Genomic DNA, 25,887 nt, shown 5'->3' on the forward strand with positions numbered 1-25,887 from the left:
TTAGTAATATGACAAATCATAATCAGTATAAAGAAAAATGGCTTCATTGGGCTAAAGAGCTACAGTTCTTGTCTCAGTCTGCGTTGGCATATTGTAAAGACAGCTTTGATATTGAGCGATTTGAGCATATCAGAGACATATCCGCAGAAATCATAAGTTTATATAGTGGGCTACCGTTTCAGGAAGTAAAAGGGTTGTTCTGCAATGAAACAGGTTTTCAGACCCCGAAATTAGACACGCGTGCAGCAATCTTCAAAGAGGGTAAAATCCTGCTCGTTCACGAAAACAATGGTACATGGTCGCTTCCGGGAGGATGGGTCGATGTTTTAGAAACAGTTAGGTCAAATACAATAAAAGAGGTTAAAGAAGAAGCCGGACTTGACGTAGAAGCGCGGAGAATCATAGCTGTTCAAGACCGCAACAGGCATAATCTGCCGCTATATGCATATAACGTATGTAAGATATTCGTCCTTTGCGACATTATGGGCGGAATCTTCACTCAGAATAAAGAAACAACTGAAAGCAATTTTTTCAGTCTTGATGAACTTCCTGAACTCGCACAGGAAAAGGTTACAGAAGCGCAAATAAAACTTTGCTTCGATGCGTATGAAAATCCAGATTGGCAAGTAACATTTGATTAAAGACAGTATGGGAAAAACCGAATTGGAGAAATGTCTGTCAGGTGAATTATTCAACGGCAGTGATAAAACATTGTCAAATATGGCATTGCAAGCAAAAAGAATCATCAAGATACTGAATAATACTGATTATGGCGACTATCAAAAAAGGTATGGTTTGCTGACGCAATTGTTCGGACGTATCGGTGAGAATGTATGTGTGGATATTGATTTTCATTGTGAATACGGCAAACATATATTATGTGGAAATCGAGTAATAATCAACATGAACTGCACATTTGTTGATAATAATATAATAGAAATAGGTGATGATGTCCTTATTGCTTCAAATGTACAGATATATACCGCAACCCATTCCACACGACTTAGGGAACGAATTGTAACAGACTGGAAGCCGGGTAAAGAAATATGCCATACTTTTGCAAAACCTGTAAAAATATGCAATGGAGCATGGCTTGGTGGAGGCGTAATCATACTACCGGATGTAACCATTGGTGAAAATAGCGTTATCGGGGCTGGAAGTGTAGTCACACGTTCAATCCCCGCAAATTGTGTGGCTGTCGGCAATCCTTGTAGGGTGATTAAAGAAATAGACAATAGCAATACTTAATGTTATGAATATTTCATGTCAGACAACGAGAAAATCCGGTTAAAACTTCATTAAAATAATCAATTATAATGATTGAAGTGCTGAAATACTATGCAGGAATTTCTTCGATTAGTAGGTTGTGGTTATACGCTAATTTTAATACTCATAAGTTGCATTATTGGTATTTGGCATAACGAATGGCAAGAAGTGGAGGCATTAGAATCCGACAATCGACAGATTGACGAATTCCGAAAAGACATAAACAATATCCATATTCAACTGATAGAGTTTTCCCTATTGGGTGAAACGATATTGGAATGGGATGATGAGGATTTAGGACTTTACCATGCTCGGCGTATGTCAATAGACAGTATGTTCTGCCGTTTCAAAGCAACCTATCCGGCAGAACGTATTGACAGTGTACGCCTTCTTCTCAAAGATAAGGAACGGCAGATATGCCAAATCGTTCAGATTCTTGAACAGCAACAAGCCATCAACGATAAGATAACCAGCCAAGTACCTGTAATCGTGCAGAAGAGTGTGCAGGCACAGCCCAAGAAGTCCAAGCGCAAGGGTTTCTTGGGCATCTTTGGCAAAAAGGAAGAAGCGAAACCAACTGTGACTACTACGATGCTCAGTTCCCTTAACCGGAATATGATAGCAGAACAACAGGCGCAAAGCCACCGTTTATCGGAACATGCCGACAGTCTTGCTGCACGAAATGCGGAACTCAACAGACAACTGCAAGGACTGGTAGTTCAAATAGACGAGAAAGTTCAAGCAGACTTACAGAAACGGGAAACGGAAATAGCCGCCATGCGTGAAAGGTTTTTTATTCAGATAGGTGGCTTGACAGGATTCGTTGTGTTGTTATTGATAATCTCTTACATAATTATCCACCGAAATATCACCCGTATCAAACGATACAAGCGAGAAACTGCGGATTTAATAGAACAGTTGAAACAGTCTGTTGAACAGAACGAGGCACTGATAGCTTCCCGCAAGAAAGCCGTGCATACCATTATCCATGAATTACGTACACCGCTAACGGCAATAACCGGTTATGCCGGACTGATGCGGAAAGATTACAATACGGATAAAATCGGGGGTTATATCCAAAATATTCAGCAATCCTCCGACCGTATGCGTGAAATGCTTAATACTCTGCTGAGTTTCTTCCGTCTGGACAACGGCAAGGAGCAGCCCAATTTCTCTCCTTGCCGTATTTCGGCAATCACGCACATTCTTGAAACGGAGTTTACGCCAATTGCCATAAACAAGGGACTTGCTCTTACTGTGACGAACCATACTGATGCTGTTGTCTTGACCGATAAGGAACGTATCCTGCAAATCGGCAACAACCTGCTGTCAAACGCCATCAAGTTCACGGAGAACGGCGGCGTTTCTCTGACGACAGATTACGCTAACGGGATGCTGACACTTATCGTCGAAGATACAGGGACAGGCATGACCGAAGAGGAACAGCAACGTGTGTTCGGTGCGTTTGAACGTCTGTCAAACGCAGTAGCAAAAGACGGTTTTGGTCTGGGATTGTCTATCGTGGAGCGTATCGTGGCAATGCTTGGTGGCACAATACGGCTGGACAGCGAGAAAGGCAAAGGCAGCCGTTTCACGGTGGAAATACCCATGCAGACTGTCGAGGAACTGCCGGAACAGTTCAATTCAAGTTACGTTCGTCACAATGAAGCATATCATGATGTAATTGCCATAGATAATGACGAAGTTCTGCTCCTGATGCTAAAAGAAATGTATGCCCATGAAGGAGTACACTGCGATACCTGCACCGATGCTGCGGAGTTGGTGGAAATGATAAGGGAAAAGGAATACAGTCTGTTGCTTACTGACCTGAATATGCCGGAGACAAACAGCTTCGAGCTGCTGGAACTGTTGCGCGCTTCCAACGTGGGCAATTCAAGGAACATCCCGGTAGTCGTGACAACCGCTTCAGGCAGTTGTAGCAAAGAAGAACTTATAGGACGTGGATTTGCCGAATGCCTATTCAAGCCGTTCTCCATATCGGAGCTGATAGAAGTTTCCGACAAATGCGCCATTAAAGGCAAATCGGACGAAAAGCCGGATTTTACCTCCCTGCTGTCCTACGGCAATGAATCCGTCGTGTTGGATAAGCTGATAACGGAAACCAAAAAGGAAATGCAGGCAATCAGGGATGCGGAACGACGGAAAGACCTTCAAGAATTGGATGCCCTTATACACCACTTGCGCAGCTCGTGGGAGAATTACGTGCAGACCAGCCGTTAAGGGAACTTTATAAACTGCTTCATTGTAAGGATACACCCGATTGGGAGGCGATACATAACATATTGACAGTCGTGCAGGATAAAGGTTCGGAGATTATTCGGCTGGCAAAAGAAGAAAGGAGAAAATACAACAATGGATAAAACAAAAATCATCGTGGTGGAAGATAATATCGTGTATTGCGAGTTTGTCTGCAACCTGCTGGCGCGGGAGGGATTCCGTACCGTGCAGGCTTTCCACCTCTCGACAGCGAAGAAACTTCTGCAACAAGCCTCTGACAATGATATAGTAGTTTCTGATTTGCGTCTGCCCGACGGCAACGGTATCGACCTGTTGCGTTGGATGCGCAAGGAAGGCATGACGCAGCCGTTCATCATCATGACTGACTATGCCGAAGTGCATACGGCGGTTGAAAGCATGAAACTCGGCTCGCTGGACTACATACCCAAGCAGCTTGTGGAGGACAAACTCGTGCCTCTGCTCCACACCATACTAAAAGAGCGGAATATCGGGCGAAGCCGTATGCCCGTCTTTGCACGTGACGGTTCCGCCTTTCAGAAAATCATGCACCGGATAAGGCTGGTAGCCCCAACCGACATGAGTGTGCTGATATCCGGAGAGAACGGCACGGGCAAAGAGCATATCGCCCACCATCTGCATGATAAAAGCAAACGTTCCGGCAAGCCGTTCGTGGCTGTGGACTGCGGTTCACTCACCAAAGAGCTTGCACCATCGGCATTCTTCGGACATGTCAAAGGCGCATTCACCGGTGCGGACAGTGCCAAGAAAGGATATTTCCATGAAGCCGAAGGCGGCACGCTGTTCTTGGATGAGGTAGGCAACCTCGCACCGGAAACACAACAGATGCTACTTCGCGCCATACAGGAGCGGCGATACCGCCCGATAGGTGACAGAGCGGATAAGAGTTTCAACATCCGTATCATCGCCGCCACCAACGAGAATCTGGAAAAGGCGGTCAATGAAAAGCGTTTCCGGCAGGATTTGTTATACCGCCTACATGACTTTGAAATAACCGTTCTGCCCTTACGTGACTGTCAGGAGGACATTATGCCGCTGGCGGAGTTCTTCCGTGAGATTGCCAATAAGGAATTGGAATGCAAGGTTAGCGGTTTCAGTTCCGAAACACGGAAAGCGTTGCTGACCCATTCATGGCCGGGCAACGTCCGTGAGCTTCGGCAGAAAATCATGGGCGCAGTGTTGCAGGCACAGACGGGATTTGTCACAAAAGAGCATCTGGAACTTGGGATAAATAGAACAACCTCTGTTACCGGCTTTTCCCTACGCAACGATGAGGAAGATAAAGAGCGGATTATACGTGCTTTGAAGCAGGCTGACGGGAACCGGAAGGTCGCCGCCGAACTGCTTGGAATAGGCAGGACAACACTCTATAATAAACTGGAAGAATATGGATTGAAGTATAAATTTGAGCAACCATAGCCCGCAATTCACCGGATTTGTATGATTTTGATTATCAGAATTTGGTTAATTCTTAAAATAATATTATCTTCGCATTGAGCTATTTGAAATGATTGGGAATCATGCAAAATGATGAAGATAGGTGGTTTCTAAACCATTACCTATACCTTTATTATTGGTTTGCAATTTATTGATAATCAAGCATACATTAGTTAGTGCAACAAATGTATATACGCAGAAGATGAAAACGTCCCGTACCAGTTCCAGCCGTTCAATCCTGAACTCTTTCTGCCATATCCGGTTTATCTCGGCTTGGCTTAGGAACTGTTTGTTTACCTCCACCTCGTGAAACTTGATTCCGGCAAACGGGTTCTTTGTCAGCCATTCGTTGGCAATGGCAAGGTTTATCACTTTCTTAAAGCATTTCATGTACCGGATAACGGTATTCTGTGCACAATGCTTTTCTGCCTTTAGGTACAGGTCGAATTTGCGGACAAGTTCCCCGTTCACCTCACGCAACAGCATATCATCTACCTTATAATCCCGTTTTACCAGTTCCATGAGATATTTCAGACAATTATCGTAACGTCTTACGGTAATGTCGGCATAATCCGTTCCGATTAGTTTCCGGCAGTTGTCGTTATGTTCCTTGAATACATTATATAATGTCTTGAAAGTTTCGTCCTTTCCCTGATAGCGGTTTACGATGGCACGGGCAGAAATAATCTTTCCCTCCAGTTCTAGATCTTGATAGATTTGATAGAATTTCACACGCAAGGCATCAATGTAATGGTTTAGTTCTACGGAATTGCGGTCTTTGCCTATTGATTTCTCTTTGTCCTGCGACCAAAGTGGGACTTTTACACTTCGTTTTAGTTGAAGTTCCACATATAAACGGTCATAAGTGACGCGTACACGCACGGGAGCTTCCCCGTTTTTTAACAGTTTGCTACGCTTGATGAAGAACAAAACGCTGAATCTTTTTCTTTCCATACTGCTCAATTTTTAATGATACAAAGTTAGGAAATCGAACCGAGGACTCTGTTATGTAAAATAGTGCAACGTGCTGTAAAAGAATGAAGTAACTATTGCGCAGTGGAACATTCAGGGCTTTCTAAAACCGTCCCCCGAATAAGGACGTACAGTTTGCTTTAATCCCACTTATTTTGCTTATTCTTGGAAATGAAAAATCCCTGAACTTCTTTGAAATTCAGGGATTTACATCGTTTTTCTTTTCTTGAAAGTGGTGCCACCAGGAATCGAACCGGGGACACAAGGATTTTCAGTCCTTTGCTCTTTCCGCTTCAAAAACCTTGACCTGCGGTCAAAGTTTCCGAAGCAACCAACTGAGCTATAACACCTTATACAGTTACTTCCTTTTCCTCTTTATCATCCAGAATATTCTGGTTTACATCTGAGTTTACATCAGCATTTTGTTAATACTATTGTTAATTATCTCATTTTCAATTCAAATATACGCAAGATCACCCAAGTAAGCAAGAATACTCTTTGCTCGCTTGGGTGATCTTTGTTTTATCCTTGCTACTGGAAGGGGGCTTTAAATAAGAATGAGTATCTTACTTGATATTTTCGTAAGTGTATTTATAGGAATAGGAACGTTCACTTCCCTTTGTGTCACGGAACGTTACCTTTACTGTCTTTACATACCCTTCCTCATCCAATTCGTAATTGTATGTTTCCATACCTTCATCCCATGTAGCTGTTTTGGGCAAGAACTTTGAAGCTTTTCCTAATAGACCTGCAAGACGCCATTCTTCAAACGGATCATTATAATCTGTACTAAACGCAACAAACAAATTACCTATATTTGGAATATCTGTATAAGTGATTGTTTCTGCAACACCACTGCTGACCATCACACCATCTTTATATACATATTCTTCAATCTCACCATCAACATCAGCTTTTATCACTTGATTGTCTGAATTATAAGTAAATTTATAATTATCTGTGCTCTCATAAGTGGTACTGCCTTTTTCTATAGCTGTCCATATTACACTTGTGCAATACCCGTTTCCATTCAAAGAAAACTTAATATTGTCAATATAGGTATATGAACCATCTTTCTCTTCGGAAGTGGCAACAGCTTCATTCCCTGAAAAAGAAAAGTCATAATCAAAAGATTCCCCATCATCTTGACAAACTATTTTTGAAACTTTCCCGTCATTATCATAATTAATAGCATAAGAAGTTTCATTTTTCGTACAAGTTGCCACCCGTTTAGTCACATTCTCTGGATCAATGATATTATTATCATCATCGTTACCACAAGAAACGAAGTTCACACACAAAGCCACTGAAAGAATGGCTGTAAAAAATCTGTTTGTTTTCATACTGAATATCATTTATTTAATAATTATTTTATGAGTTTTATTATCTGCTGATACAATGTAAATCCCTTTAGGTAAATTTATTACCTTACCACCACTAATAGTCTTATTAACTAAGATTTGTCCATGTATATTATAGATAGAAACATTTATAGGTTTATTTGTACAAACAAGAATCCCATTACTTATGGTTTGTATTTCGTATTCATTGGAATGAGATACAATCTCATTCGATGTTGGAATGTCTGTTTCAATAATATTTATAAAATCTCCCCACTTATCTGCCAACCAATAGTTATTGTAAGATCCTTTAGGAACGTACAATGTACCCTCTTTCTTGACAGAACTATCAAAACTTCCATTTAATGCAGGAGGCATTGTATTATTTACATATACATTCTTTATATTCTTTGCCCCGGTAAAAGCATTATATCCTATAAACCTAACACTATTAGGAATATAAATGGTTTCTCTTTTATTTCCACATGTGTAACCTATTATTGAATCTTTACGAATAGTGTATAGAAAGCCACCTTCACTTAAATAATGAGCATTATTTTTATCAACCTCTATTTCTGATAAATTCTCACAATAGGGAAAAGTACCACTATTTATAAACAGGACACTTGCTGGTATATTTATAATTCTCAATTTTTTACACCTTTCAAAGGTTCCCCCACTTGAATAAAAGCCATCTATCGTTCCCCCTATCTGAATAACACCATTAGGAATGATGATTGATTCCAAATTTTCGCAACCATAAAAAGCAGCAGAAGCTATGTACTTAACACTTTTAGGAATATTAACAGAAGACAAGTTTTTACAATTGGAGAATACACATCCTCCTATCGTTTCTACTTTATCACCAAGTTCAACAGTTTTCAGACAAGATAACTTATCGTTTTCATTTGCAAATGCATATATATCAATTTTTATAGCACTATTAGGTAATCTTACAGAAGATAATTTTTTACAATTTGCTTGGTAAAACATTTCTTCAGGGATAATATTATCTTTTGTTTTCCGTTCAATTGTTACTGTATGAAAAACGTCTGGTCCTCCAGATATTCTCGTATAAGTAAATTTACCACCTTCTTTGATATTCGTATCTTTCAAATCCAGCGATATCAAGTTAGTCATGTTACGAATAACTCCAATATCAGAAGCGTTAATATCTCCAGATAAGGTCAATTTTTCTATTTCCTTATATTTATTTCCTAACAATTTAGAAAGAGTTCCTGCATCTTCCACCTTAATTGTAATTTCAGGAACATTTTGTGCAAATATATTCATGTTAACAAATAAAAATACACCAATTATAATTAGACCATGTATAAATTTTGTTTTCATAACTCTTTTGATTTTATCGTTTTACCTGTTTCTAAATACTTTTGGAAGTATTGATATATATCCATTTCAATAGTCCCTTTATAAACTAAATTACCTTCTGGATCTTTTATTGTTACAAACATTGGTTCTCCTTTGTCATTAAACTTTCCAATAACTCTAAAATCATTAGTATAAATGACTTCATGAGGATTTCCAAACTCATCCCTTTCTAAAATCTTATACATTATATTGCATTTTTTACTTCTCCTGTTCCCTTCAGAGTATTACTAAATAAAAAGGTGTGGGAACTGTATTTGCTTTATCCTGTTATCTGGCTTCTCGCATTGCCATTAGAGTGGATAAAACAACAGCAACCCACACCCATTGAGATATAGTTTACCCTTTCAGGTAAGTCTATAACAAAAGATGCGGGTGCTATTGCCATCACCTTCACTCTAATACAAATTTTGCGAGAATTTGATAACAGAAGATAATTTCAATAACACCTTTCGTTAAACGTATGTCCTTCCACAGAGGTTCAACGCCATGAACGTGTAGAATTGCCACAAAGTTACGAAAAGTGTTTATACATCAACCAAGTAAGAGAATGAAAAATCTTTACTTGTCCTTGAATTTTTCTCTTATCCAGAAAAAGAGAAACAAACAGCCAGAAAACAAAAGAAAAAGAGCTGCTATAACAGGATATAAATCAGGATTCCCAATCAAACAAAAAAGAACCACCAAGAAAGCCAACCACTTCATAATATCCTCCCTTCATCCAAATAAGAGTAATATCCGCTATCTGTCACTATTATATGATCCAACAATTGAATATCAAATAGTTTTGCAGCCTTTTTCACCCTGTCCGTTAATGAATCGTCTTGGCAGCTCGGTTGTTTATTCCCAGATGGATGATTATGGCTAAGGATCATTGCAGAGGCGTTTCCCAATATCGCAGCTTGCATAATGATTCGTATATCGGCAGATGTTGAATCCAATCCACCTTCTGATATATGCACAATCCCCAATACCCTTTTAGCGTTGTTCAACAGGATCAGTTTCATATACTCCCTGTATTGGATTGTCTCAGAATCATATATGTGATTCATTAATAAGGAATAAGCACTGTTGGAATCCTTGATGACAGCCCTTTCCGAACTCTTTACTTTCGTGTTGTACGTCAATTTAACGTCACAAACCTTATACATTCCTTCCATACGATTGTAGTTTAATAAGTTAATTGATTATGAATTACGGATTTGCAAGAATGAAAGGAATACCACCAAGTAAGAGATATAGCCTATCTTTTCAATATCAGATAGTAAATTCAATCAGCTAAATATATTCTATTCTGGATTGAATGGTAGTGTACCCGTCTGAACATGAAATCGTGATCGGCTGATCCTGTAGGCTTTTACGTAGGATATTCCTTTTTCCTTCTCATACATGGAGGGGTGTTTTAAAGTTGTGGACTTATGAAGGTATAGGATATACTTAGTTTGGCTTACTCTTTGGCGTTACCCAAGTAAAAGGAATATATATAATAATATATAGAGAATTTTAAATGTCAGATAACATTTTATCAATAGTCATTTTTACGGCTGGCAGGTTGTTTTTCATTACATCAAAAACGATAACTGCATCTATATCGAAATAATGATGTGCTATAATGTCTCGCATTCCCATAACTCCTTTCCAATCAATTTCAGGATAATGCGATAAAAGTTCTTTATTTGTAGCTTTATCAATACGCTTGACACTTTCTCCGATTGCAATCAACAGCATACAAATACTTTCCAACCTCTCAACTCCGCTTGGTGTCGTCAAGAAATCGTCTGGAGAAAGTATTGCTTCCGATCTCTTTAATATTCTATCTAAAGCCGTTTGTATCTTTATCAAAGAAGAACGGATTAACTCTGTATCACACATAAATCCCCTCCTTCTCTATTCGATTTCTCAAGAAAGAATCCATATGATCCCGTAATCGGACAATATCAACATTACAACCAAACAGGGTTTGCAGATCATCTTTTATATGTACCAATGCAAACATACTCGGCTTTGATGTTTCCAAATAAACATCAACGTCACTATCTTCTGTTTGTTCACCTCTGGCAACAGAACCGAATATCCCCATACGGGTAATGCTATATTTGGAAGCATTCTTCGCCATATAGTCACGCAAGATGTTCATATATTCAGTTGTTGATTTCATTTTCTTTTATCTATTTACCACAAAGATACGTGTTCAATTGGAAAAATCAAACAGGAAGTATCGTTCTTCTCTCTTTTTGGATTTACTCACAAATCACTTTTTTAAGTTCCTATTTATCTGTAACTTCGTATGTTCTTCCAAGTTAAAGAGATTCTCCATGTTTCCAGATAATCCCATATTCATTCCAAAGAAACTCATTATGCAAGAATATAGACCATTTGATAGAATCGAAGTTTACAGGGAAATTGTGGAAACCATCAAGAAAAGACACATTTTGCCAACAGAGACTTATATATCTGTTCCCGTTGTTAAAAATCGGATCAGGAAAAAGAAGAAAAGCTCCTAACTGATTTTGCATTGATAATTAAGTATTTTAAGACGGATGTTTCCAGAAATGGGAATGTCCGTCTTTTGTTTTTCTAATAAAAAGTAACTCTCTATATAATGGCTTGTAGGATATAGCTCTATAAAGTAGACTGATAATAAATATTGATACTTGTAGTATAATATTCAAGTTCCTGCCTATTTACTTTTTTAGATGGCTATTTGTTTGTATCTTTTTATATCTCAATAAGATAAAATCTAAATCCATTTCAGATATATTTCCAAGTTTCCCAGATCACTTGTTTTTTTATTCAAACCGCAAGGACAATTCTTGTTTTTATATTTAATAGGTAAATGAATTTTGTCCTTCCATAAATCCAATTTCTCGAATATGGTATTATACACGCCAAACAACCGAATTTTCAATAACAGATTAGAATGCAAGAAAGCATTGAATATAAATTGTTCCCAATACAAGAAACTGATGGAACTGAATATCCTGATCCCCATCAACAGGGAAAACTCCCCTATAAAGCCAGAAAAGACAGAAGGCTAATTTTAACATCTTGGCAAAGGCTAAAAGTAACACTGTTACTAAGAACCTATGCGTTTTTCACTAAAACCTAATATCAGATTTAGCCTCCTTCCGGAAGAAGGCTAAATGGGTGTAGTGCAGATAAACAGTAATTAAATCTCTTTTTAACATATCTAATATGAATTACAGAAACTTAGACAAGAATATTTTCCTTAAACTCAACCATAACCAAGCCTATGTAGCCGCCTGTTTCTCTTTCAAGTCGGATTTCGTGACAGGTGAATCCCATATACACCAAGATACTCTTGCAGACTATTGCCAGTGTTCACCAAGTAAGATACAAGACTATATTTCCGTTTTCAAAAAGGTTGGATTCATACGATCCAGTATGACACGTTATTTCAAGAATGAGGACGGATTACCCAGAAGGCAGAATGAGTATTTGCTCAATGTGCCAGATTCCAACTATTTCACGATTCGCAAGGAACTGTTGGAAAAGGATATTCCTGTAGGTGTAATAGGGTATGTCCTGTTGCTTAAATGCTTATGCTTGAATGGTACAAATACCTGCTTTTATAACCTGTTGGAAATCTCCAATAAATTGAAAGTTGGCTATTCCACCCTGAAAGGCAAAAACGGGTTGCACCAGAAAGCCATTGATTACGGCTTGATAACGGACGATAAAGTGAGGTACGAGGGGAAATCCACGATCAGACATACCATTATGGATTCTAACATCTTACTTGGTGACGGTTTGGATATTCCAGACCTGAATGCGGAAGAACACGGTATTTATGTGGAACAATATGATATTATCCGTTCCTGCTGTCTGGATCATGATATATATCCTCCCAGATATGGCGGACAGGTGATTCGCAAAATCATGAATCATTTTGTGGATGACAATTTGAAAAACGCCTTAAACAGACGGCTTGACAAGGTGAAAGAGGATCATATCTATAGCCTGAACTATATAGCCAAAATGCTGAACATTCAGATGGATTCACCAAGTAAAGAAGAATATACATTCGTTATGCCATGATAATATTATGGGTGCTTTCAGAAATGGAAGTGCCCATTTCTCTTTTATTTGGGTTGGGACTATCCAAGTAAGAAGAATAGGGCTATTTATGGATGCTTATCTCTTATTTGTTCCAGTTTCAGGGGATTTTTGGAAGATTTTACTTTTATATAGCCAGTCACCAAAAATCCCCTGAAAAAGAAAATACAAACAATAGGTAAGCCTTATTCTCTGATTTTCCTTTGGGCTGTAACCAAGTAAGAGAAATAGGAGTTTATTATCCGCTTCAATCAAAAGTTGGCAGTCTATCCTTTTACTTGGGTGAAGCCTCTGGATATTTGAGAGACAGGGTTCGGATTGAGACCGAACCCCGATATTTTGGGTATGGGAACTCACCTGTCACATGAGTTCTTTTGTTCGTGATTTATGCGGCTTGTTCTTTATTTAAGAGACCTTTGCCATCTAAATATTGGGTAAATAGCTCTGTATAAATTACGTTAATATGGTCAGATGTTACCATATTGATTATTCTTACGCTTTCGCTGCTTAATGACTTGATCGTGCTAATGGTTTCTGCGATTCCAATCATCTTTTCTTTACCCTGTGGTTTATAGTTGGCAAATCGGGTAATAGCATCAATCAGATAGCGGTTCTTGATAGTTTTCTCTGTGAAGTCCATATTTTGCAGAGTTTCGATTATCTCATCGCCAATCTCCAAGTCATATTCAATAAAGTTCTCTTCCACTATACCTAATACGGCACTGTTCCATACTTTCGGTTTTATTGTCTTACCGAAATTGTAGTATTTGGTAACAACACTGATATTCGCTTTTAGCTCAACAGCCTTTTGGAACACTTTAGTATAAAACTCATGTTGTGTAGCCAAAGCTGCGTTACCTGCTTTCTCCAATCCGTTGAAACCACGGCTTAGTACATTGTTCACTCCTCTGTATTGGGCAAACTCTTGCAAAGAATCAAACCGTTTAACTTGTACATTCTCTATGACTAATTGTTTCTCCTCTTTTACAATGGCATTTAAGTTATACTCATGATAAGTAGCCCATTGCCAATAACCGTTTGCGGAATCCACTGGAACATAGACATTAGGAGTTCCTTTTTCCACTATGTTTCCGTTCAGGTCTTTCAGCGTAATATCCGCATCATAGAACAAGTTGGCATCTGTTACATAAAGGGGGACTTTCTCAAACTTATCATTGGTTATCAACCCCTTGCCTAATTCAATATTAGTTTTGGCAACAGACATGCTGTAATCAGATGTAGCTATAATGATTTCACTTTGTCTTTTCGTGATTGTTACTTGTTCTTCTGTCTCATTTGTCAAGTCCCAGAATATCACCTGTGTAGTTGGAAGTACCACCTTTTTAAGTGCTTCAAGATACCCTCTTTCAGCCTTTCTCACATTGACTTCTGCCGATTTCTTGATGTTGTCTTCCGCATTCGCATTATTCAACAAGAATTGTCTTTTCTCCTTTAATAACTCGTTAGCCTTTTCAACTGTCATAACCTCGTTTGCTTCTTTAACTGAATCTAAATTTCTCATTTTCTTTTACGCTTACCTTTACAGCATTAGGTTCTAATTGTTTTTGATTACACTGCAAAAGTATAGCGGTCTGAGAACGTATATAGGATAAGTTTTGGCGGTGCGATTTGTATCCTTTATTTTAATATCCAACCAGCATGTATTTCCAGTTCATATTTATGGGACATATTCATGGATAAGCCTTTGAAGTCTTTCATCAGTTTGTTGTAATAGCCTAAGTCCAAGTAGTTTTCTGGATTATCCGCAAATTTGCATACATAGAGGGAACATAAGATCAACTCCTTTTCTTTATTTGGGATAGTAGCTTTTCCCCTTCTTTTAATATTTGAGATTCCTTCTATTTGCAAGAATTGGGTTAGTTGACGTGCAAAGAAATAACTGATCTTTCGTCTGGAATCCGCTTTCTCTGTTGCTGATAATGGTCTGAGTTCACTGTTGAACCGTTGCTTTTGCTGGTTACTCATCTTCTCTTCTTGCAAATGGATAGCCAAAAAGTCAAGGATCAGTTTATCAGATATAGTATAAGTCTTTTTATTAGAGGCTTTAAATGTCAGTGATTCAATATGGGGATTCTGTTCTAAGAACTCACAAAATTCATTGTAGGTCTCTTGGTATGTCTTTTGTGGTACAAGTAGATTCTTGCAAGCGTCAGTGGTATAGTCATACAGGTACAGGATCAGTCCCCAGAATGATTCTTTATCCAGATTCAATTCAGTTAGAAGTTCCTGTAAACGCTCGTGCTTATCATAGCCTGATCTTTTGAAAGGGATTGATTTTAGAATATCCTCATACCAGTGGGCGAATCCAACGGGATACCAAGTGTTCATTAAATATGTCTTGCCATCTTCGTCTGTTTCTAAGATAGCTTGGTAAGAGCCGAAGTATTTCAATACATACGCCAATAACGGGTTGTCTATATCCAGTATCATTTCCTTTTACTTGTTTGATGTGGCAAAATTAAGATAAAAAGAATCCTGTCCCCATTTCTGGAAACAGGATTCTTTGGTTTAGAGTAGGTTTTTCATTGCGTCTTCCATCTGGTCATTACCGAAGCTGTCCAGATAGATTTGGGTTACTCTCTCTGAACTGTGCCCTAAAGCCTCACAGATTAAAGAGGTATTCACGCCTGATCTCTTTAATGATGTGGCAAAACTATGACGGGCAACGTATGTTGTCAAGTCTATAGGCAAGTTTAATTCTTTGCCAATGGCTTTCAAACGGTCATTCACTTTAGAGATCACCTTATGAATCCTGTTTCTTTGCTGTTGTTCCGTTTTATGGAAGGTAGACAGGATAGGGAATAGATAAGGATTGTCTGGATCAGCATATTTATGGATCAGTTCGATCGCTTTTGGCTGTAATGGCAGCTTTATCAGCTTACTTGTTTTACGTCTGGAATAGATCAAACGGTTGTCAATGATATTATCTTTTGTAAGGTATGCCATATCCACGAAGTTAATGCCACCCATGAAGTAAGAGAAAGTAAACAGGTCGATAGGCAGTCTCGTAAACGGATTACTTGACTTGTAGGAAAGAACCTTGTTTATGTCCTCTTTAGTGATAGCTCTTTTGGCTGTCTCTTCATGCAGCTTGGATACTTTATACTTTTTGAAAGGATAATATTCAGCTTTGACAATGTTTTCTTCAATAGCAAGATTATAGATCGCTCTTAAAGTCCTGAAACGAATACCGATCGTGTTTTCTTTGATATTGTTTGAGCGTAGCCAAGTTTCGTATTTCCGTAGCCAAGCCATATCAATATCTGGAAAATAGATATTCAGATGTTTGTTGAACTTGATAAGCGAGTTATACACCTGTTTGATAGAAAGCATATATCCAGTGCGTTTCTCTGCTGAAAGCCTCTCCATATAGTCTAAAAAGACATCGCCAACGGTTTTCAACTTTACGGGATTGTTTACCTTTTCCGCTAAAGTGGTTGCTGTAAACTCCCTTTCCATAGCCTTTAATTCCAGAATTTTATCTGTATAGGCTTTCGTTTTCTCTGTAATCACCTTTTCGATATACTCTTTATTGGGACATTTGGAAGTAGGTTTATTGGCTTTGAAGTCCCAATATTTGGGATTAAGAGAGATTCCAATGCTTTCATACTTCCGTTTGCCATCTTTACAGATGCGTAACATTAACGGTGATTCATTGTTTTTCAACACTTTAGATTTGTAACATACGATACAGATTGTAGCACTCATGGTTTACATCTCGGTTTACATGCCTCTGCAAACTCAACACGAAAAACACAGAAAATAATGGGATTTGAAGGGAAAAACCACCGAAAAGACATAAAAAAAGCAGTTACTTTCGATTGTAACTGCTTGATTTTCAGTGGTGCCACCAGGAATCGAACCGGGGACACAAGGATTTTCAGTCCTTTGCTCTACCAACTGAGCTATGGCACCGTTGTTTTGTTTAACGGGTGCAAAGGTAAACATTATTTATTACACTCCAAATGTTTCAATGGAAAATATTCAAAGAAAATGTATTTTATGGAAGATATAAAAAAAATCGCGTTCTGAATGAAAAAAACAGCAAAACTATTTGCAGTTTAAAAATTAGTTGTACCTTTGCAGCCGTAATCGAAAACGGGATGTAGCACAGTTGGCTAGCGCGCCACGTTCGGGACGTGGAGGTCGGAAGTTCGAGTCTTCTCATCCCGACTACAAAAAGAGGATATATCGAAAGATATGTCCTCTTTTCTTTTATTCATACGGACAAAATATGTACTTTTATCTTCCCATTTATAAAACAAACAACATATGAGAATTACACAACCCCATTTGGCAAACACCCTTCATGAAAGCACAGACATACAGACAGCGTTAGAAAAGAACGATGAAGACCTAATCGAGTATTCCTTTAAAAACCTGCGGATAGAAGAGGTGAAAAAGAGTAATCTTTCGGTGCAATCCTGTGTTTTCTCTAACTGTAGCTTCGGGGCATGCAGTATACGGAAATCCCAATTCAGCGATGTCGTGTTCAAGAACTGCGACCTGTCAAATGTTGACTTTACAGGTTGCGGCTTCCACCGGGTAGAATTTACCGGCTGTAAGTTAATGGGAACCAATATGGCGGACGGGATATTCAATCATATCACTTTTGAAGAGTGCCGGGGAGAATATATGAATCTCTCGATGAGTAAAATGCGATATATACAATTTACCCGATCCAACTTGCAGGGAGCCGGAATAGAAGGCTGCCAACTGATGAATGTGTCATTCAACGCCTGCAACCTGATGGAAGCGGAGTTATACCGCACCTCGCTGAAAGGGATCGATCTGTCGAACTCGGAAATATCCGGCATCCGCATTACAAACCTTGCCAATAGCGAGTTGAGAGGATCTTCCGTTTCCTCCTTACAAGCCTTGGAACTGGTACGGATGCTGGGAGTAGAGATCAAAGATTAAACACCTCATCCGGCATAGTCAGGATGGCGATGTAACCAGGCGACCGCATAACTACAGGTCGCCTGCGGTTTCATGCCGTTCCCGATCGCATAATCATAAGCGTACTTTACCAAAGCGGCAGCAATCCCCCGCCCTCCGATAGCAGGAGGAACAATCGTGTGGATTATATCCAGTTTATTCCCCGACAAACGATACTGAACAAAAGCCGTCACGCCATCCACCTGCGTTTCAAAACGTTTCTTATCCGGATAATGAGTTATCATGTAATCCATATTTTTAATTATTTACAGGTTCAAATTCTAATAATAGAGCATCCTTCCTTTCCTCTTCCAAAAGAGGCTTCCCTGAAACGTTCTTTTTGCCCCGAAAAAAGTTTTTCACTTTCGTAAAGAAAGTCATAACTCCTTTGGCTACATCCTGCTTCTTTTTGGAAACGCCGACCGATTCAATCAACGGCGGTCTTAATATCTGCCACAAATAATTGAAAGTGGAATGATAAGGATCCCTTATTATTGAAACACTCGAATAACGCGGTTTGTTAAAACCTTCCCTTGTTTTATCCGGATTATCATGTTTTAATATACGGTTGACCAGACCGGTCAGAAACTTCTTGTCCGTCAGAACTCCATCTTTCTCTTTCAGCAGAGCGGCTTCCAAGTCGTTATATAGGAAAAGCATCTCCACGGTAGCACCTTTGCTGGAGGCTTCCGTACTGAAAGTCATTCCCCGGACCCGTCCACTCCGGACTTCTGCCGAGGACAGGGGAACCAGCAATCCGTTCAATGCCGTCAGATCGAAACTGTCCAGGCGGGCATTCAGCAGGAAACGGTCGTTCAGCGAATCGACCGGTAACTTCCAGGTAGCCGTAAAAGCCCCTTTCCCCATCAACTTGCCATCTGCATCCAGCACGATGTATTGATCAGGGCGGGAGACGATATTCGTAAAGCCGGTAAACGTACCGTTCATATCCGTAAAAAACAATTTGCCGGGCACCGTCCCCTTCTTTGAAAGCTCTTCGTAAACAACGGAAAAGTTCTTCACGCCCACTCTTTGGAAATCCAGTTTAACCGGAGCTTTCTGAAGTCCGGCATAGATCATCGGGACAATATGCCGGGGCACCGGTATTTTCTGGTTCTTTAAATTCTGCAATACAACATCCGATACCTGTACATCGGCTATCCGAAGCACCTTTTCCGAGAAATAAGAGGGCAGATCGATACCTGTCAGCGAAATCTGCCCAACACTCACATCAAACCAATCTTTATGGTGCGGCTGCAAATAAGCGAACCGCATTTTAGGATACGGAGACACAAGACGGATGCGATCGATAACCGCACTCGACCGGTTCAAGTCCACTCCGCCCACCTTTAGCATGTAGAAACCGTTATCCAAAGGAAACGTCAGGTTACGGGTGGAGAAACGGATATCATCCAATTTATATGTACGAAGACGGGTATCGACAGCCAGCCCTTCTACAAACAGATTTGTCGTATCCAACTTCTGGTACTGCAAAGAATCGCTTTTCCCATGATAGGCATAACGGACGTCCGCATCCGTCAGGCTAAAACGACCTAAAGAGATTCGTCCGGCCACTTTCCCCAAGGCTGTATATAAATCAGCCGAACCCGCCTTCGTTTGACGTGGCAGAGTATCGCGTAAATGACCTGTATAAATATCCGCCACCGGACTTTCCAAGCAAACCGAGCCTAACTTCAACAATGTACTATCCCAGGCAATTTCCTCCAATGCCAAGCTTTTAAGCGAAGCGGACACCCCGCTTCCGTCCGGTCCGTACACCCGGATATCAGGCGAATCTACCCGGAACGATGCCAGCCGGATATTCCGGTCCGGCCTTTCAGGTATCCGTTGCAGGCCGCTTATACGAAGTCCCGGCGAAGAAAACCGGATAGACGTCTTTTCCACCGTATCTTGTGGGAGCAGTTGGATATCCTTCAACTCCAGGATTCCCTTTACGGTCGAGAATTGTCCTTTCCGCACGGACAGGCGATATTCTTTCCCCGGCAGGTAGTTATCGAACCTACTAAAGCTAAACCCCATATTTCCATAATCAAAAAACAATCCGTTCCCCTTCCCTGTCTGCCGATCTACCAAAATATCGGTTGCAAAGAAATTAAAGTCGTTCAGTTTATATGTGACCGGATCGGGCACGCTTTTATCATCGACCGTCACACGCGCATGGTTCAGGCTCACCCGTTTAACAGCAAGATAGCGGAGGAAAGGATTCAGGATCGCCTCCACATCGACACGACTGTTTTCAGGCCTTGCCGACTTCACCTCCTGCTTATGAAAGGAGGGAGCCACCACATAACGCAGATTCGGGCGGTCGATTTTCAGCAATCGGGCACTGATCCCCTTGTCGTACGACAAACCTCGGATTCCGACCGTATCAATACTTCCCGCCATATAGTCGTTCCGTCCGCGCACCGATAAGGGACGCAGCCGGATTCGTTCCAGATTGAAATCCCCGCTTTCCGTATCCAAAGCCATGCGCTCCACCGTAAACCGGTGATTGCGGGCCGTCATCAGCCCCTCGATGCCAGTCGCTTCGAATGAGAAACCACGCGAATACCAGAATCCGTGCCGGGCTTCCGAAACAGAGTCCACCTGAAAATCGTAGGCATGGAAATCAAAGTTTGCCAACCTGTACACCTCTACCGTATCCTTTACAGCAAAAGAATATTGCAACTTCGCTTTCTCAATCCCGATCGTCCCGATGGAGACGGCATGCAAGACCGGAGAAATCAATTCATAAAGGGATAGGGAACTAACCAAAGAATCCGCCTCCCTTTCATTTAGCGTTTTCTTCTTCCCCTTAGCAACCGGCCGGCTCTCTCCCGCCAGATTAAAGGCTTGTATATCCGAAGAAATGATATCGAACGAACGTGCCGTGAGGTAATTCAGAGCGTTTTCACGACGAAACCGTATCCCTTTCACTTCAACGGCCCTGATCAACGCATTCAGGTAGCTGTCCGGCCGCTGTTTCCGCTCCACCCACAATTCACCCTGAGGCGCAAGCGTAATATTGGAAATGGAGATAATGGAATCTTCCGTACTCAGCAAGATCCGGTCCGTTTGCAAGCGAAAGTCATTATTGGTCAATAGCGTCTGCGACCGGTTGGTAATGAAATCGAAATTGTCGCAATAGAGCAACTTCCCGCTTTCGGACGAATCCTCATCCAAACGGAAACCATACGCATGGAAACTGACATCGTCCAAGGCATAGACAATCGGGGAAACGGGATTCTCCACGGAATAAGAGACGCTGGCGTTCTCCAAGTTCAGCACCCGGACGGTCAATACGTCAATATAAGGAGAGATCACCTCGTACAAAGTCTTGGTCTCCGCCTCTTTCCTCATCTCCGCCCGCGTCGAATAGTAAGGGTTAAACACTCGTATCTCCGGATTCCTGATTTCAAACGACTCAAAATGTAACAGCTTGTAATTCCACCGCCAGGTAAGGTTCAATCCTTTAAAATCGATCATGCCGACCTCAGCCGTCACATAGGTAGACGGCAGGCTGTCCTTCCTTTTCCAATCACTGAAAACCACCGGGTCGGGATGTAGCTTTATTCCCTCAAGTTTCAGTTCGCCTTTGAAGAAACTGATGGAGAGGTTATCGAAAGAAAGCGCATAGAAGCCATCCGTAGCCTCGGCCGTCCGGTGAATCAGTTCTTTCCGGAGATACCGTTCGAGACGTTTGGTCAGATGAAGATTCAGCAGGAATATAGCAGCGGTCAGCACTATTACGATCCCCAACGTGTATCCAATGACTTTCCTTGTCTTCCCCATAAGACTTAAATAAGATTGTAACTTAACTCTATCTATATAAATTCAACAAAATAGACAGAGTTAAGTTGCAATATTTGTTTATTCCAAGAATTATTGCGAAAATTGCAGAGACACCTTGTAACCGGCGATAAAACAGATCGCGGTTACCTGACGGTGGACGTATAAGATCATAAATCACTAAACAAAAGAATAATGGGAAAAGCAGTTATCAACTCGTACGAAGACTTTGAAAAGCTGGTAGGCCAGCAAATAGGAATTTCAGACTATGTAGAACTGACACAGGAACGCATCAACCTTTTTGCCGATGCGACATTGGATCACCAGTGGATTCACGTGGACCCCGAACGCGCCAAAACGGAAAGCCCGTTCCACAGCACGATTGCCCACGGCTACCTGACGCTCTCACTCCTTCCGCACCTATGGAACCAGATCATCGAAGTGAACAACCTGAAGATGATGATTAATTACGGCATGGACAAGATGAAATTCGGACAACCCGTATTGACGGGACAAAGCATCCGCCTGATCGCCAAACTCCAGACTCTGACGAATCTGCGCGGCGTAGCCAAGGCGGAGATCAAGTTTGCCATCGAAATCAAGGACCAGCCGAAGAAAGCGCTGGAGGGTGTTGCGATCTTCCTGTACTACTTCGAATAACTTTTCAGATAATCGCAAAGGCGATTGTCGTACCGGACATACGAAACACGCCGGGAAGCGACCGTTCAGACCACGGCAGGAAGAAGAAGAAATCGTATCTTCCTCCCGTCCGTCAACGGCGGACATTTCAGCGAGACTGAAAAAATCCCGATTCCCTCCAATCATTCTTTCGACCGACTACTGTCGACCAACTGTCCGATAGTTATCAGTCAGTGATCCGATAACAGTCGCTTAGCTGTCCGATAGTTATCGATAGAAAGACTGATGCAGGGCAAAGAGACTATATATAACTGTATTTCAAAAATTTCCGCTTACATATTTTAAATTTCAGGGGAATATTCTCATCCAAATCCCTATATTTGTGGCAATTCACATAAAAGCAAACGTAATGAAAGCACTCAAACTCATCGGCCGGATACTGGCGGCAATCGTTCTACTCATAGGTCTGGCATTTGTCGGACTGGTCGTCTACGGCAAATACTTCTACTCTTCGGAGGTGGAAGTAGAAAGGCACTACCTGTCCGAGCTGCTGCTTTCCCCGGATGAGTTCGCGGAAGATTTCGCGGAGATCAGCGAGATCGTCAAAGACAACTACTCCCTTTACGCCTCCAAGCATATCGACATAGACGCCCTTTCCTCCTCCTATGCCGAACGGATCGAGAAGTCATCTACCGGAGAAGAATACGGGAAAGCCCTGCTGGAGTATTTCGCGGCTTTACAAGCCGGGCACGCCTTCGTTTATGTCAAGGAATACCGGATCGGAGGCTTTCCCGCCTTTATCGGAGACACGCTTTTCGTGGACAAACCGAACGGCTACTTGCAACAGTCGGGCTTCAGCGACAAAGACCGGATCATCGCCGTCGACGGGACCCCGGTCAAGGAATGGATAGACCGAAACGAAAAATACATTCCAGCCTCGACCCCCGAATACAGACGTCTACTCGCGGCCGGGCGCCTTTACAAAAGCTACACGGATACAGTCAGGACCTACACGGTCAGCCGTGGAGCCGACACGCTCGACCTGCAACTCGCCTTACTGCCACAAGAAAGCCTTCCGGCCTCCAACCAACGCATGACATCCTGGGAAATCCTGAACGACAGCACCGGCTACTTGGCGATCAACTCGATGATGAATGGCGTGATGGAGAGCTTCGCCGAAGATTATCCGAAAGTGAAACATTTGCCTTATCTGATCGTCGATGTCCGCTGGAACGGAGGAGGCAACAGCAACAACGGACGTGACCTTTGCCGTTACCTGATACGCAAGGAGCAGCCCCATTGCCTCAGCAACATCCCGATGATACCCATGGCGGACGCTTATCAAGGGAAAATACTTTTATTGACAAGTACCATTACATTATCCGCTGCCGAGAGTTTCGTCATCGACATGAAGGAAAGCGGCAATGCGGTCCTGATCGGCGAACCGACAGGCGGCGACACCGGCAACCATCCGCAAACGTTCAAAACGTCGCACGGTACGAGCTTCCGCATCCCGACCAATCCTCCCGCCCTCTCACCGAAGGGTTTCCCGCTCGAAGGAGTAGGAATCGCTCCACACCATATCGTCAGGCAGACGGTTTCGGATTATATGGAGGGAAAAGACACACAGTTGGAGTTTGCGTTGCGATACATACAAGGTTCCGCTGACAAGAAAGAGTGACGCCTCCGGGCTTACAGCTTCTCCGGCATATACTTCCAGAACCGGGCGGGCATGTGCTGGCGGTGGAGCTTGGGGTTGAGGCGCTCCTTGATGGCGATCGATTTGAAGTAGGTCTTCCACATCTGCTGGAACAGCTTCTCGTCGGCATCCATCAGGTCTTCGCTGAGCAGGCCGGAAAGCAGGTGGGCTTCCTTCTCTTCGAAACGGACCTCGACGGCTTCTTTGCGGTCGTAATAGTAACCGTACTCGCGTTTCAGGTCGTATAGCAGCCAGCATTGGTCGGCAAAGCGGTCTTTCAGGTGCGTCAATGTCAGCGGGAGAACATTATAGATCGGTTTGACGGCAGCAAAAAAAGTGCCGTCGGCCGCTTTCTGGAAACGGAGGAACTGGATGACACGCAGGCGTTCGTTCGTCACCTTCTTCCATATCTTGGAGACTTCGAGGACATCGGGATCACCGAAGTTCAGTTCGATCGTACGCGGGGCATCGATCGCCTTGCGGATATAGCGGAAAAGCAGCATGTCCACTCCCGGCAGTTCGGATAGCCAGGTGACAGTGATCACAGACAGAGCCGTAACGGATAATTTCCTTTGCAATCCTTTCCAGACACGGTCCACCTTGACATCGTCCGTGCAGATCGTCACCGCCTCATCGTAAAACAAGGGAAAAGGTTCGCCTTCCGCCAACAGCAGATCCGGGAAGCTGCGGCGCGAATAGGCGTCGAAGACGGCGGTCAGCAACCCTTCAAAGGTCTTATCGTACACGAATACCGTCATGATTCATCCTTGAATTGAAAGACTAACTGGCGGTCGTCCGTATTCTTCCGTCCCGCTTTCCGGGTGAGGATTTGACGGACAGCCTCAGGCGACACTTCGTTGATCGTGCGGACTGGCAGTTCGTGGCAAGTGATGAAATACTGGGCTTTCTTCATCACGACCCCGATCTTCTTCAACTGTTCCGTCCCCAGGCGGGAATAACGGCGGGAGACGACGATCAGTTTCGCCGACTTCACCCCGATGCCGGGCACGCGAAGGAGCATCTCGTAATCCGCCTTATTGATATCGACCGGAAACTGTTCCGGATGGCGCAACGCCCAACCGAGTTTTGGATCGACTTCCAGATCGAGATCAGGATAGGCATCGTTCACGATCTCGTCCACCTTGAACTGATAGAAACGCAGAAGCCAGTCCGCCTGATACAGGCGGTTCTCGCGCACCAGCGGCGGTTGCTTCAAGGCCGGCAACCGGTTGTCGTATTCGTTGACAGGGATAAAACCGGAGTAATAGACACGTTTCATCGTCGGACGCTGGTAGAGGGCGGACGAAAGGCGAAGGATATCCTTATCCGAATCGGGCGTCGCCCCGACAATCATCTGCGTGCTCTGTCCGGCGGGGACAAAACGCGGGGCGTGGCGGAAACGTTTCCGCTCTTCGGCACTCTGCAACACGCCTTGCTGGATGTAACGCATCGGCTGGAAGACGCTCTTAAAGTCTTTTTCGGGCGCAAGTATCTGGAGGCTCTTCTCGTTCGGTATCTCGATGTTCACGCTCATACGGTCGGCATAGAGCCCGGCTTCGTTCACCAGCTCCTGACTCGCTCCGGGAATGCTTTTCAAATGGATATAGCCGTTGAAACGGTACACAGTCCGGAGGTCTTTCACCACCCTGACAAGGCGTTCCATCGTGTAATCGGCATTGCGCACGACACCGGAACTAAGGAACAATCCCTCGATATAGTTGCGGCGGTAAAATTCGATCGTGAGGTTCACCAGCTCCGTCACCGTCAATGTGGCACGGGGTATGTCGTTGCTGCGGCGATTGATGCAGTAGGCGCAGTCGAAGATGCAATAGTTCGTCAGCATGATCTTCAGGAGCGAAATGCAGCGGCCGTCCTCGGCAAAACTGTGGCAAATGCCCCACCCCGCCGCACTTCCGATCCCGCCGCTCTTGTTCTTTCGCGACGTTCCGCTGGAAGCGCATGAGACATCATACTTAGCCGATTCGGCCAGTACCTTCAACTTCTCAAGCACTTTTTCATCCATAATTATACCGGGATTTCCAGACA

At 42.5% G+C, this 25,887-nt stretch carries 21 protein-coding genes, 3 tRNA genes and 2 pseudogenes; 10 read left to right on the forward strand and 16 right to left on the reverse strand.

Features of this window, described 5'->3' with window-relative positions; genetic code table 11:
• Window positions 1-8: 8 nt before the first annotated feature.
• The 4 genes and pseudogenes from RDN79_RS01150 (at window position 9) to RDN79_RS01165 (ending at window position 4,962) form a co-directional block, all read left to right on the forward strand.
• Entirely contained in the window at window positions 9-641 is a 633-nt protein-coding gene (locus RDN79_RS01150) for an NUDIX hydrolase (protein WP_298550526.1), read from the forward strand.
• A gap of 7 nt (window positions 642-648) precedes the next feature.
• Window positions 649-1,248, forward strand: a complete 600-nt coding sequence (locus RDN79_RS01155; protein WP_055205128.1) for a sugar O-acetyltransferase — start codon at window positions 649-651, stop codon at window positions 1,246-1,248.
• A gap of 90 nt (window positions 1,249-1,338) precedes the next feature.
• Window positions 1,339-3,647: pseudogene (locus RDN79_RS01160) on the forward strand (hybrid sensor histidine kinase/response regulator).
• Window positions 3,640-4,962, forward strand: a complete 1,323-nt coding sequence (locus tag RDN79_RS01165) for a sigma-54 dependent transcriptional regulator (protein ID WP_005678297.1) — start codon at window positions 3,640-3,642, stop codon at window positions 4,960-4,962. The pseudogene RDN79_RS01160 and the gene RDN79_RS01165 overlap by 8 nt, the downstream one beginning before the upstream one ends.
• A gap of 183 nt (window positions 4,963-5,145) precedes the next feature.
• Here the strand turns inward: RDN79_RS01165 and RDN79_RS01170 are convergent.
• The 8 genes and pseudogenes from RDN79_RS01170 to RDN79_RS01205 form a co-directional block, all read right to left on the reverse strand.
• Window positions 5,146-5,934, reverse strand: a pseudogene (locus RDN79_RS01170) (phage integrase SAM-like domain and Arm DNA-binding domain-containing protein); the annotation flags it as partial.
• Window positions 5,935-6,185: 251 nt separating this feature from the next.
• Window positions 6,186-6,302 (reverse strand) — tRNA-Phe (locus RDN79_RS01175).
• Between the two features lie 216 nt (window positions 6,303-6,518).
• The gene (locus RDN79_RS01180; protein ID WP_298550518.1) at window positions 6,519-7,295 is read right to left on the reverse strand and encodes a DUF4595 domain-containing protein; all 777 of its coding nucleotides are present in this window, start codon (window positions 7,293-7,295) and stop codon (window positions 6,519-6,521) included.
• A gap of 12 nt (window positions 7,296-7,307) precedes the next feature.
• The gene (locus RDN79_RS01185; protein WP_298550516.1) at window positions 7,308-8,642 is read right to left on the reverse strand and encodes a leucine-rich repeat domain-containing protein; all 1,335 of its coding nucleotides are present in this window, start codon (window positions 8,640-8,642) and stop codon (window positions 7,308-7,310) included.
• The gene (locus RDN79_RS01190) at window positions 8,639-8,866 is read right to left on the reverse strand and encodes a hypothetical protein (RefSeq protein ID WP_122204697.1); all 228 of its coding nucleotides are present in this window, start codon (window positions 8,864-8,866) and stop codon (window positions 8,639-8,641) included. Before RDN79_RS01190 ends, RDN79_RS01185 begins: the two co-directional genes overlap by 4 nt.
• 513 nt (window positions 8,867-9,379) lie before the next feature.
• Entirely contained in the window at window positions 9,380-9,838 is a 459-nt protein-coding gene (locus RDN79_RS01195; protein WP_298550514.1) for a RadC family protein, read from the reverse strand.
• Between the two features lie 343 nt (window positions 9,839-10,181).
• Complete coding sequence (locus RDN79_RS01200; RefSeq protein ID WP_298550512.1) at window positions 10,182-10,550, reverse strand: DUF86 domain-containing protein; 369 nt, start codon at window positions 10,548-10,550, stop codon at window positions 10,182-10,184.
• Entirely contained in the window at window positions 10,543-10,836 is a 294-nt protein-coding gene (locus RDN79_RS01205) for a nucleotidyltransferase family protein (RefSeq protein ID WP_298550510.1), read from the reverse strand. The genes RDN79_RS01200 and RDN79_RS01205 overlap by 8 nt, the downstream gene beginning before the upstream one ends.
• A 1,037-nt stretch (window positions 10,837-11,873) precedes the next feature.
• Between RDN79_RS01205 and RDN79_RS01210 the strand changes: the two genes are divergently transcribed.
• Window positions 11,874-12,737, forward strand: coding sequence for a hypothetical protein (locus RDN79_RS01210; protein WP_298550508.1), 864 nt, complete (start codon window positions 11,874-11,876; stop codon window positions 12,735-12,737).
• A gap of 403 nt (window positions 12,738-13,140) precedes the next feature.
• Here RDN79_RS01210 and RDN79_RS01215 read toward each other — a convergent pair whose 3' ends face one another.
• The 4 genes from RDN79_RS01215 to RDN79_RS01230 form a co-directional block, all read right to left on the reverse strand.
• On the reverse strand, window positions 13,141-14,277 hold the full coding sequence (locus RDN79_RS01215; protein ID WP_298550506.1) for a hypothetical protein: 1,137 nt from the start codon (window positions 14,275-14,277) through the stop codon (window positions 13,141-13,143).
• A gap of 116 nt (window positions 14,278-14,393) precedes the next feature.
• Entirely contained in the window at window positions 14,394-15,206 is an 813-nt protein-coding gene (locus RDN79_RS01220; protein ID WP_298550504.1) for a hypothetical protein, read from the reverse strand.
• Window positions 15,207-15,284: 78 nt separating this feature from the next.
• Window positions 15,285-16,484 carry a site-specific integrase gene (locus RDN79_RS01225; RefSeq protein WP_298550503.1) on the reverse strand — a complete coding sequence of 400 codons (1,200 nt, stop codon included), beginning with the start codon at window positions 16,482-16,484 and terminating at the stop codon, window positions 15,285-15,287.
• 134 nt (window positions 16,485-16,618) lie between these two features.
• Window positions 16,619-16,691, reverse strand: a tRNA-Phe gene (locus tag RDN79_RS01230).
• A gap of 184 nt (window positions 16,692-16,875) precedes the next feature.
• Between RDN79_RS01230 and RDN79_RS01235 the strand changes: the two genes are divergently transcribed.
• Together RDN79_RS01235 and RDN79_RS01240 are read left to right on the forward strand one after the other, a co-directional pair.
• Window positions 16,876-16,949: transfer RNA gene (locus tag RDN79_RS01235), tRNA-Pro, on the forward strand.
• 99 nt (window positions 16,950-17,048) lie between these two features.
• Complete coding sequence (locus RDN79_RS01240) at window positions 17,049-17,696, forward strand: pentapeptide repeat-containing protein (RefSeq protein ID WP_298550501.1); 648 nt, start codon at window positions 17,049-17,051, stop codon at window positions 17,694-17,696.
• Window positions 17,697-17,701: 5 nt separating this feature from the next.
• On the opposite strand, the gene RDN79_RS01245 is transcribed toward RDN79_RS01240, so the two are convergent.
• Window positions 17,702-17,968 carry a GNAT family N-acetyltransferase gene (locus RDN79_RS01245; protein ID WP_298550499.1) on the reverse strand — a complete coding sequence of 89 codons (267 nt, stop codon included), beginning with the start codon at window positions 17,966-17,968 and terminating at the stop codon, window positions 17,702-17,704.
• Window positions 17,969-17,972: 4 nt separating this feature from the next.
• Window positions 17,973-21,506, reverse strand: a complete 3,534-nt coding sequence (locus RDN79_RS01250) for a hypothetical protein (protein WP_298550497.1) — start codon at window positions 21,504-21,506, stop codon at window positions 17,973-17,975.
• Window positions 21,507-21,698: 192 nt separating this feature from the next.
• On the opposite strand from RDN79_RS01250, the gene RDN79_RS01255 reads away from it, so the two are divergent.
• The 3 genes from RDN79_RS01255 to RDN79_RS01265 all read left to right on the forward strand — a co-directional run bounded on the left by RDN79_RS01255 (window position 21,699) and on the right by RDN79_RS01265 (window position 23,823).
• The gene (locus RDN79_RS01255; protein ID WP_298550495.1) at window positions 21,699-22,163 is read left to right on the forward strand and encodes a MaoC family dehydratase; all 465 of its coding nucleotides are present in this window, start codon (window positions 21,699-21,701) and stop codon (window positions 22,161-22,163) included.
• 24 nt (window positions 22,164-22,187) lie between these two features.
• Complete coding sequence (locus tag RDN79_RS01260; RefSeq protein ID WP_298550493.1) at window positions 22,188-22,379, forward strand: hypothetical protein; 192 nt, start codon at window positions 22,188-22,190, stop codon at window positions 22,377-22,379.
• A 172-nt stretch (window positions 22,380-22,551) separates the two neighbouring features.
• Window positions 22,552-23,823: a S41 family peptidase gene (locus RDN79_RS01265; RefSeq protein ID WP_298550491.1), complete on the forward strand. Its 1,272-nt coding sequence runs from the start codon at window positions 22,552-22,554 to the stop codon at window positions 23,821-23,823.
• A gap of 11 nt (window positions 23,824-23,834) precedes the next feature.
• Here the strand turns inward: RDN79_RS01265 and RDN79_RS01270 are convergent, their stop codons facing one another.
• Together RDN79_RS01270 and RDN79_RS01275 are read right to left on the reverse strand one after the other, a co-directional pair.
• Window positions 23,835-24,599, reverse strand: coding sequence for a TIGR03915 family putative DNA repair protein (locus RDN79_RS01270; protein ID WP_298550489.1), 765 nt, complete (start codon window positions 24,597-24,599; stop codon window positions 23,835-23,837).
• Window positions 24,596-25,864 carry a putative DNA modification/repair radical SAM protein gene (locus RDN79_RS01275; RefSeq protein WP_298550487.1) on the reverse strand — a complete coding sequence of 423 codons (1,269 nt, stop codon included), beginning with the start codon at window positions 25,862-25,864 and terminating at the stop codon, window positions 24,596-24,598. Before RDN79_RS01275 ends, RDN79_RS01270 begins: the two co-directional genes overlap by 4 nt.
• Window positions 25,865-25,887 lie beyond the last annotated feature (23 nt).

It is taken from the genome of uncultured Parabacteroides sp. (genome assembly GCF_902493135.1).
Classification (GTDB): Bacteria; Bacteroidota; Bacteroidia; order Bacteroidales; family Tannerellaceae; genus Parabacteroides.

Bases quoted from the DNA above. Each gene is read 5' to 3' on its own strand.
- RDN79_RS01210 (WP_298550508.1), top strand. From the start codon at position 11,874: ATGAATTACAGAAACTTAGACAAGAATATTTTCCTTAAACTCAACCAT.
- RDN79_RS01265 (WP_298550491.1), top strand. From the start codon at position 22,552: ATGAAAGCACTCAAACTCATCGGCCGGATACTGGCGGCAATCGTTCTA.
- RDN79_RS01245 (WP_298550499.1), bottom strand. From the start codon at position 17,968: ATGGATTACATGATAACTCATTATCCGGATAAGAAACGTTTTGAAACG.
- RDN79_RS01165 (WP_005678297.1), top strand. From the start codon at position 3,640: ATGGATAAAACAAAAATCATCGTGGTGGAAGATAATATCGTGTATTGC.
- RDN79_RS01225 (WP_298550503.1), bottom strand. From the start codon at position 16,484: ATGAGTGCTACAATCTGTATCGTATGTTACAAATCTAAAGTGTTGAAA.
- RDN79_RS01250 (WP_298550497.1), bottom strand. From the start codon at position 21,506: ATGGGGAAGACAAGGAAAGTCATTGGATACACGTTGGGGATCGTAATA.
- RDN79_RS01180 (WP_298550518.1), bottom strand. From the start codon at position 7,295: ATGAAAACAAACAGATTTTTTACAGCCATTCTTTCAGTGGCTTTGTGT.
- RDN79_RS01220 (WP_298550504.1), bottom strand. From the start codon at position 15,206: ATGATACTGGATATAGACAACCCGTTATTGGCGTATGTATTGAAATAC.
- RDN79_RS01240 (WP_298550501.1), top strand. From the start codon at position 17,049: ATGAGAATTACACAACCCCATTTGGCAAACACCCTTCATGAAAGCACA.
- RDN79_RS01190 (WP_122204697.1), bottom strand. From the start codon at position 8,866: ATGTATAAGATTTTAGAAAGGGATGAGTTTGGAAATCCTCATGAAGTC.
- RDN79_RS01205 (WP_298550510.1), bottom strand. From the start codon at position 10,836: ATGAAATCAACAACTGAATATATGAACATCTTGCGTGACTATATGGCG.
- RDN79_RS01185 (WP_298550516.1), bottom strand. From the start codon at position 8,642: ATGAAAACAAAATTTATACATGGTCTAATTATAATTGGTGTATTTTTA.
- RDN79_RS01155 (WP_055205128.1), top strand. From the start codon at position 649: ATGGGAAAAACCGAATTGGAGAAATGTCTGTCAGGTGAATTATTCAAC.
- RDN79_RS01150 (WP_298550526.1), top strand. From the start codon at position 9: ATGACAAATCATAATCAGTATAAAGAAAAATGGCTTCATTGGGCTAAA.
- RDN79_RS01255 (WP_298550495.1), top strand. From the start codon at position 21,699: ATGGGAAAAGCAGTTATCAACTCGTACGAAGACTTTGAAAAGCTGGTA.
- RDN79_RS01270 (WP_298550489.1), bottom strand. From the start codon at position 24,599: ATGACGGTATTCGTGTACGATAAGACCTTTGAAGGGTTGCTGACCGCC.
- RDN79_RS01275 (WP_298550487.1), bottom strand. From the start codon at position 25,864: ATGGATGAAAAAGTGCTTGAGAAGTTGAAGGTACTGGCCGAATCGGCT.
- RDN79_RS01200 (WP_298550512.1), bottom strand. From the start codon at position 10,550: ATGTGTGATACAGAGTTAATCCGTTCTTCTTTGATAAAGATACAAACG.
- RDN79_RS01195 (WP_298550514.1), bottom strand. From the start codon at position 9,838: ATGGAAGGAATGTATAAGGTTTGTGACGTTAAATTGACGTACAACACG.
- RDN79_RS01215 (WP_298550506.1), bottom strand. From the start codon at position 14,277: ATGAGAAATTTAGATTCAGTTAAAGAAGCAAACGAGGTTATGACAGTT.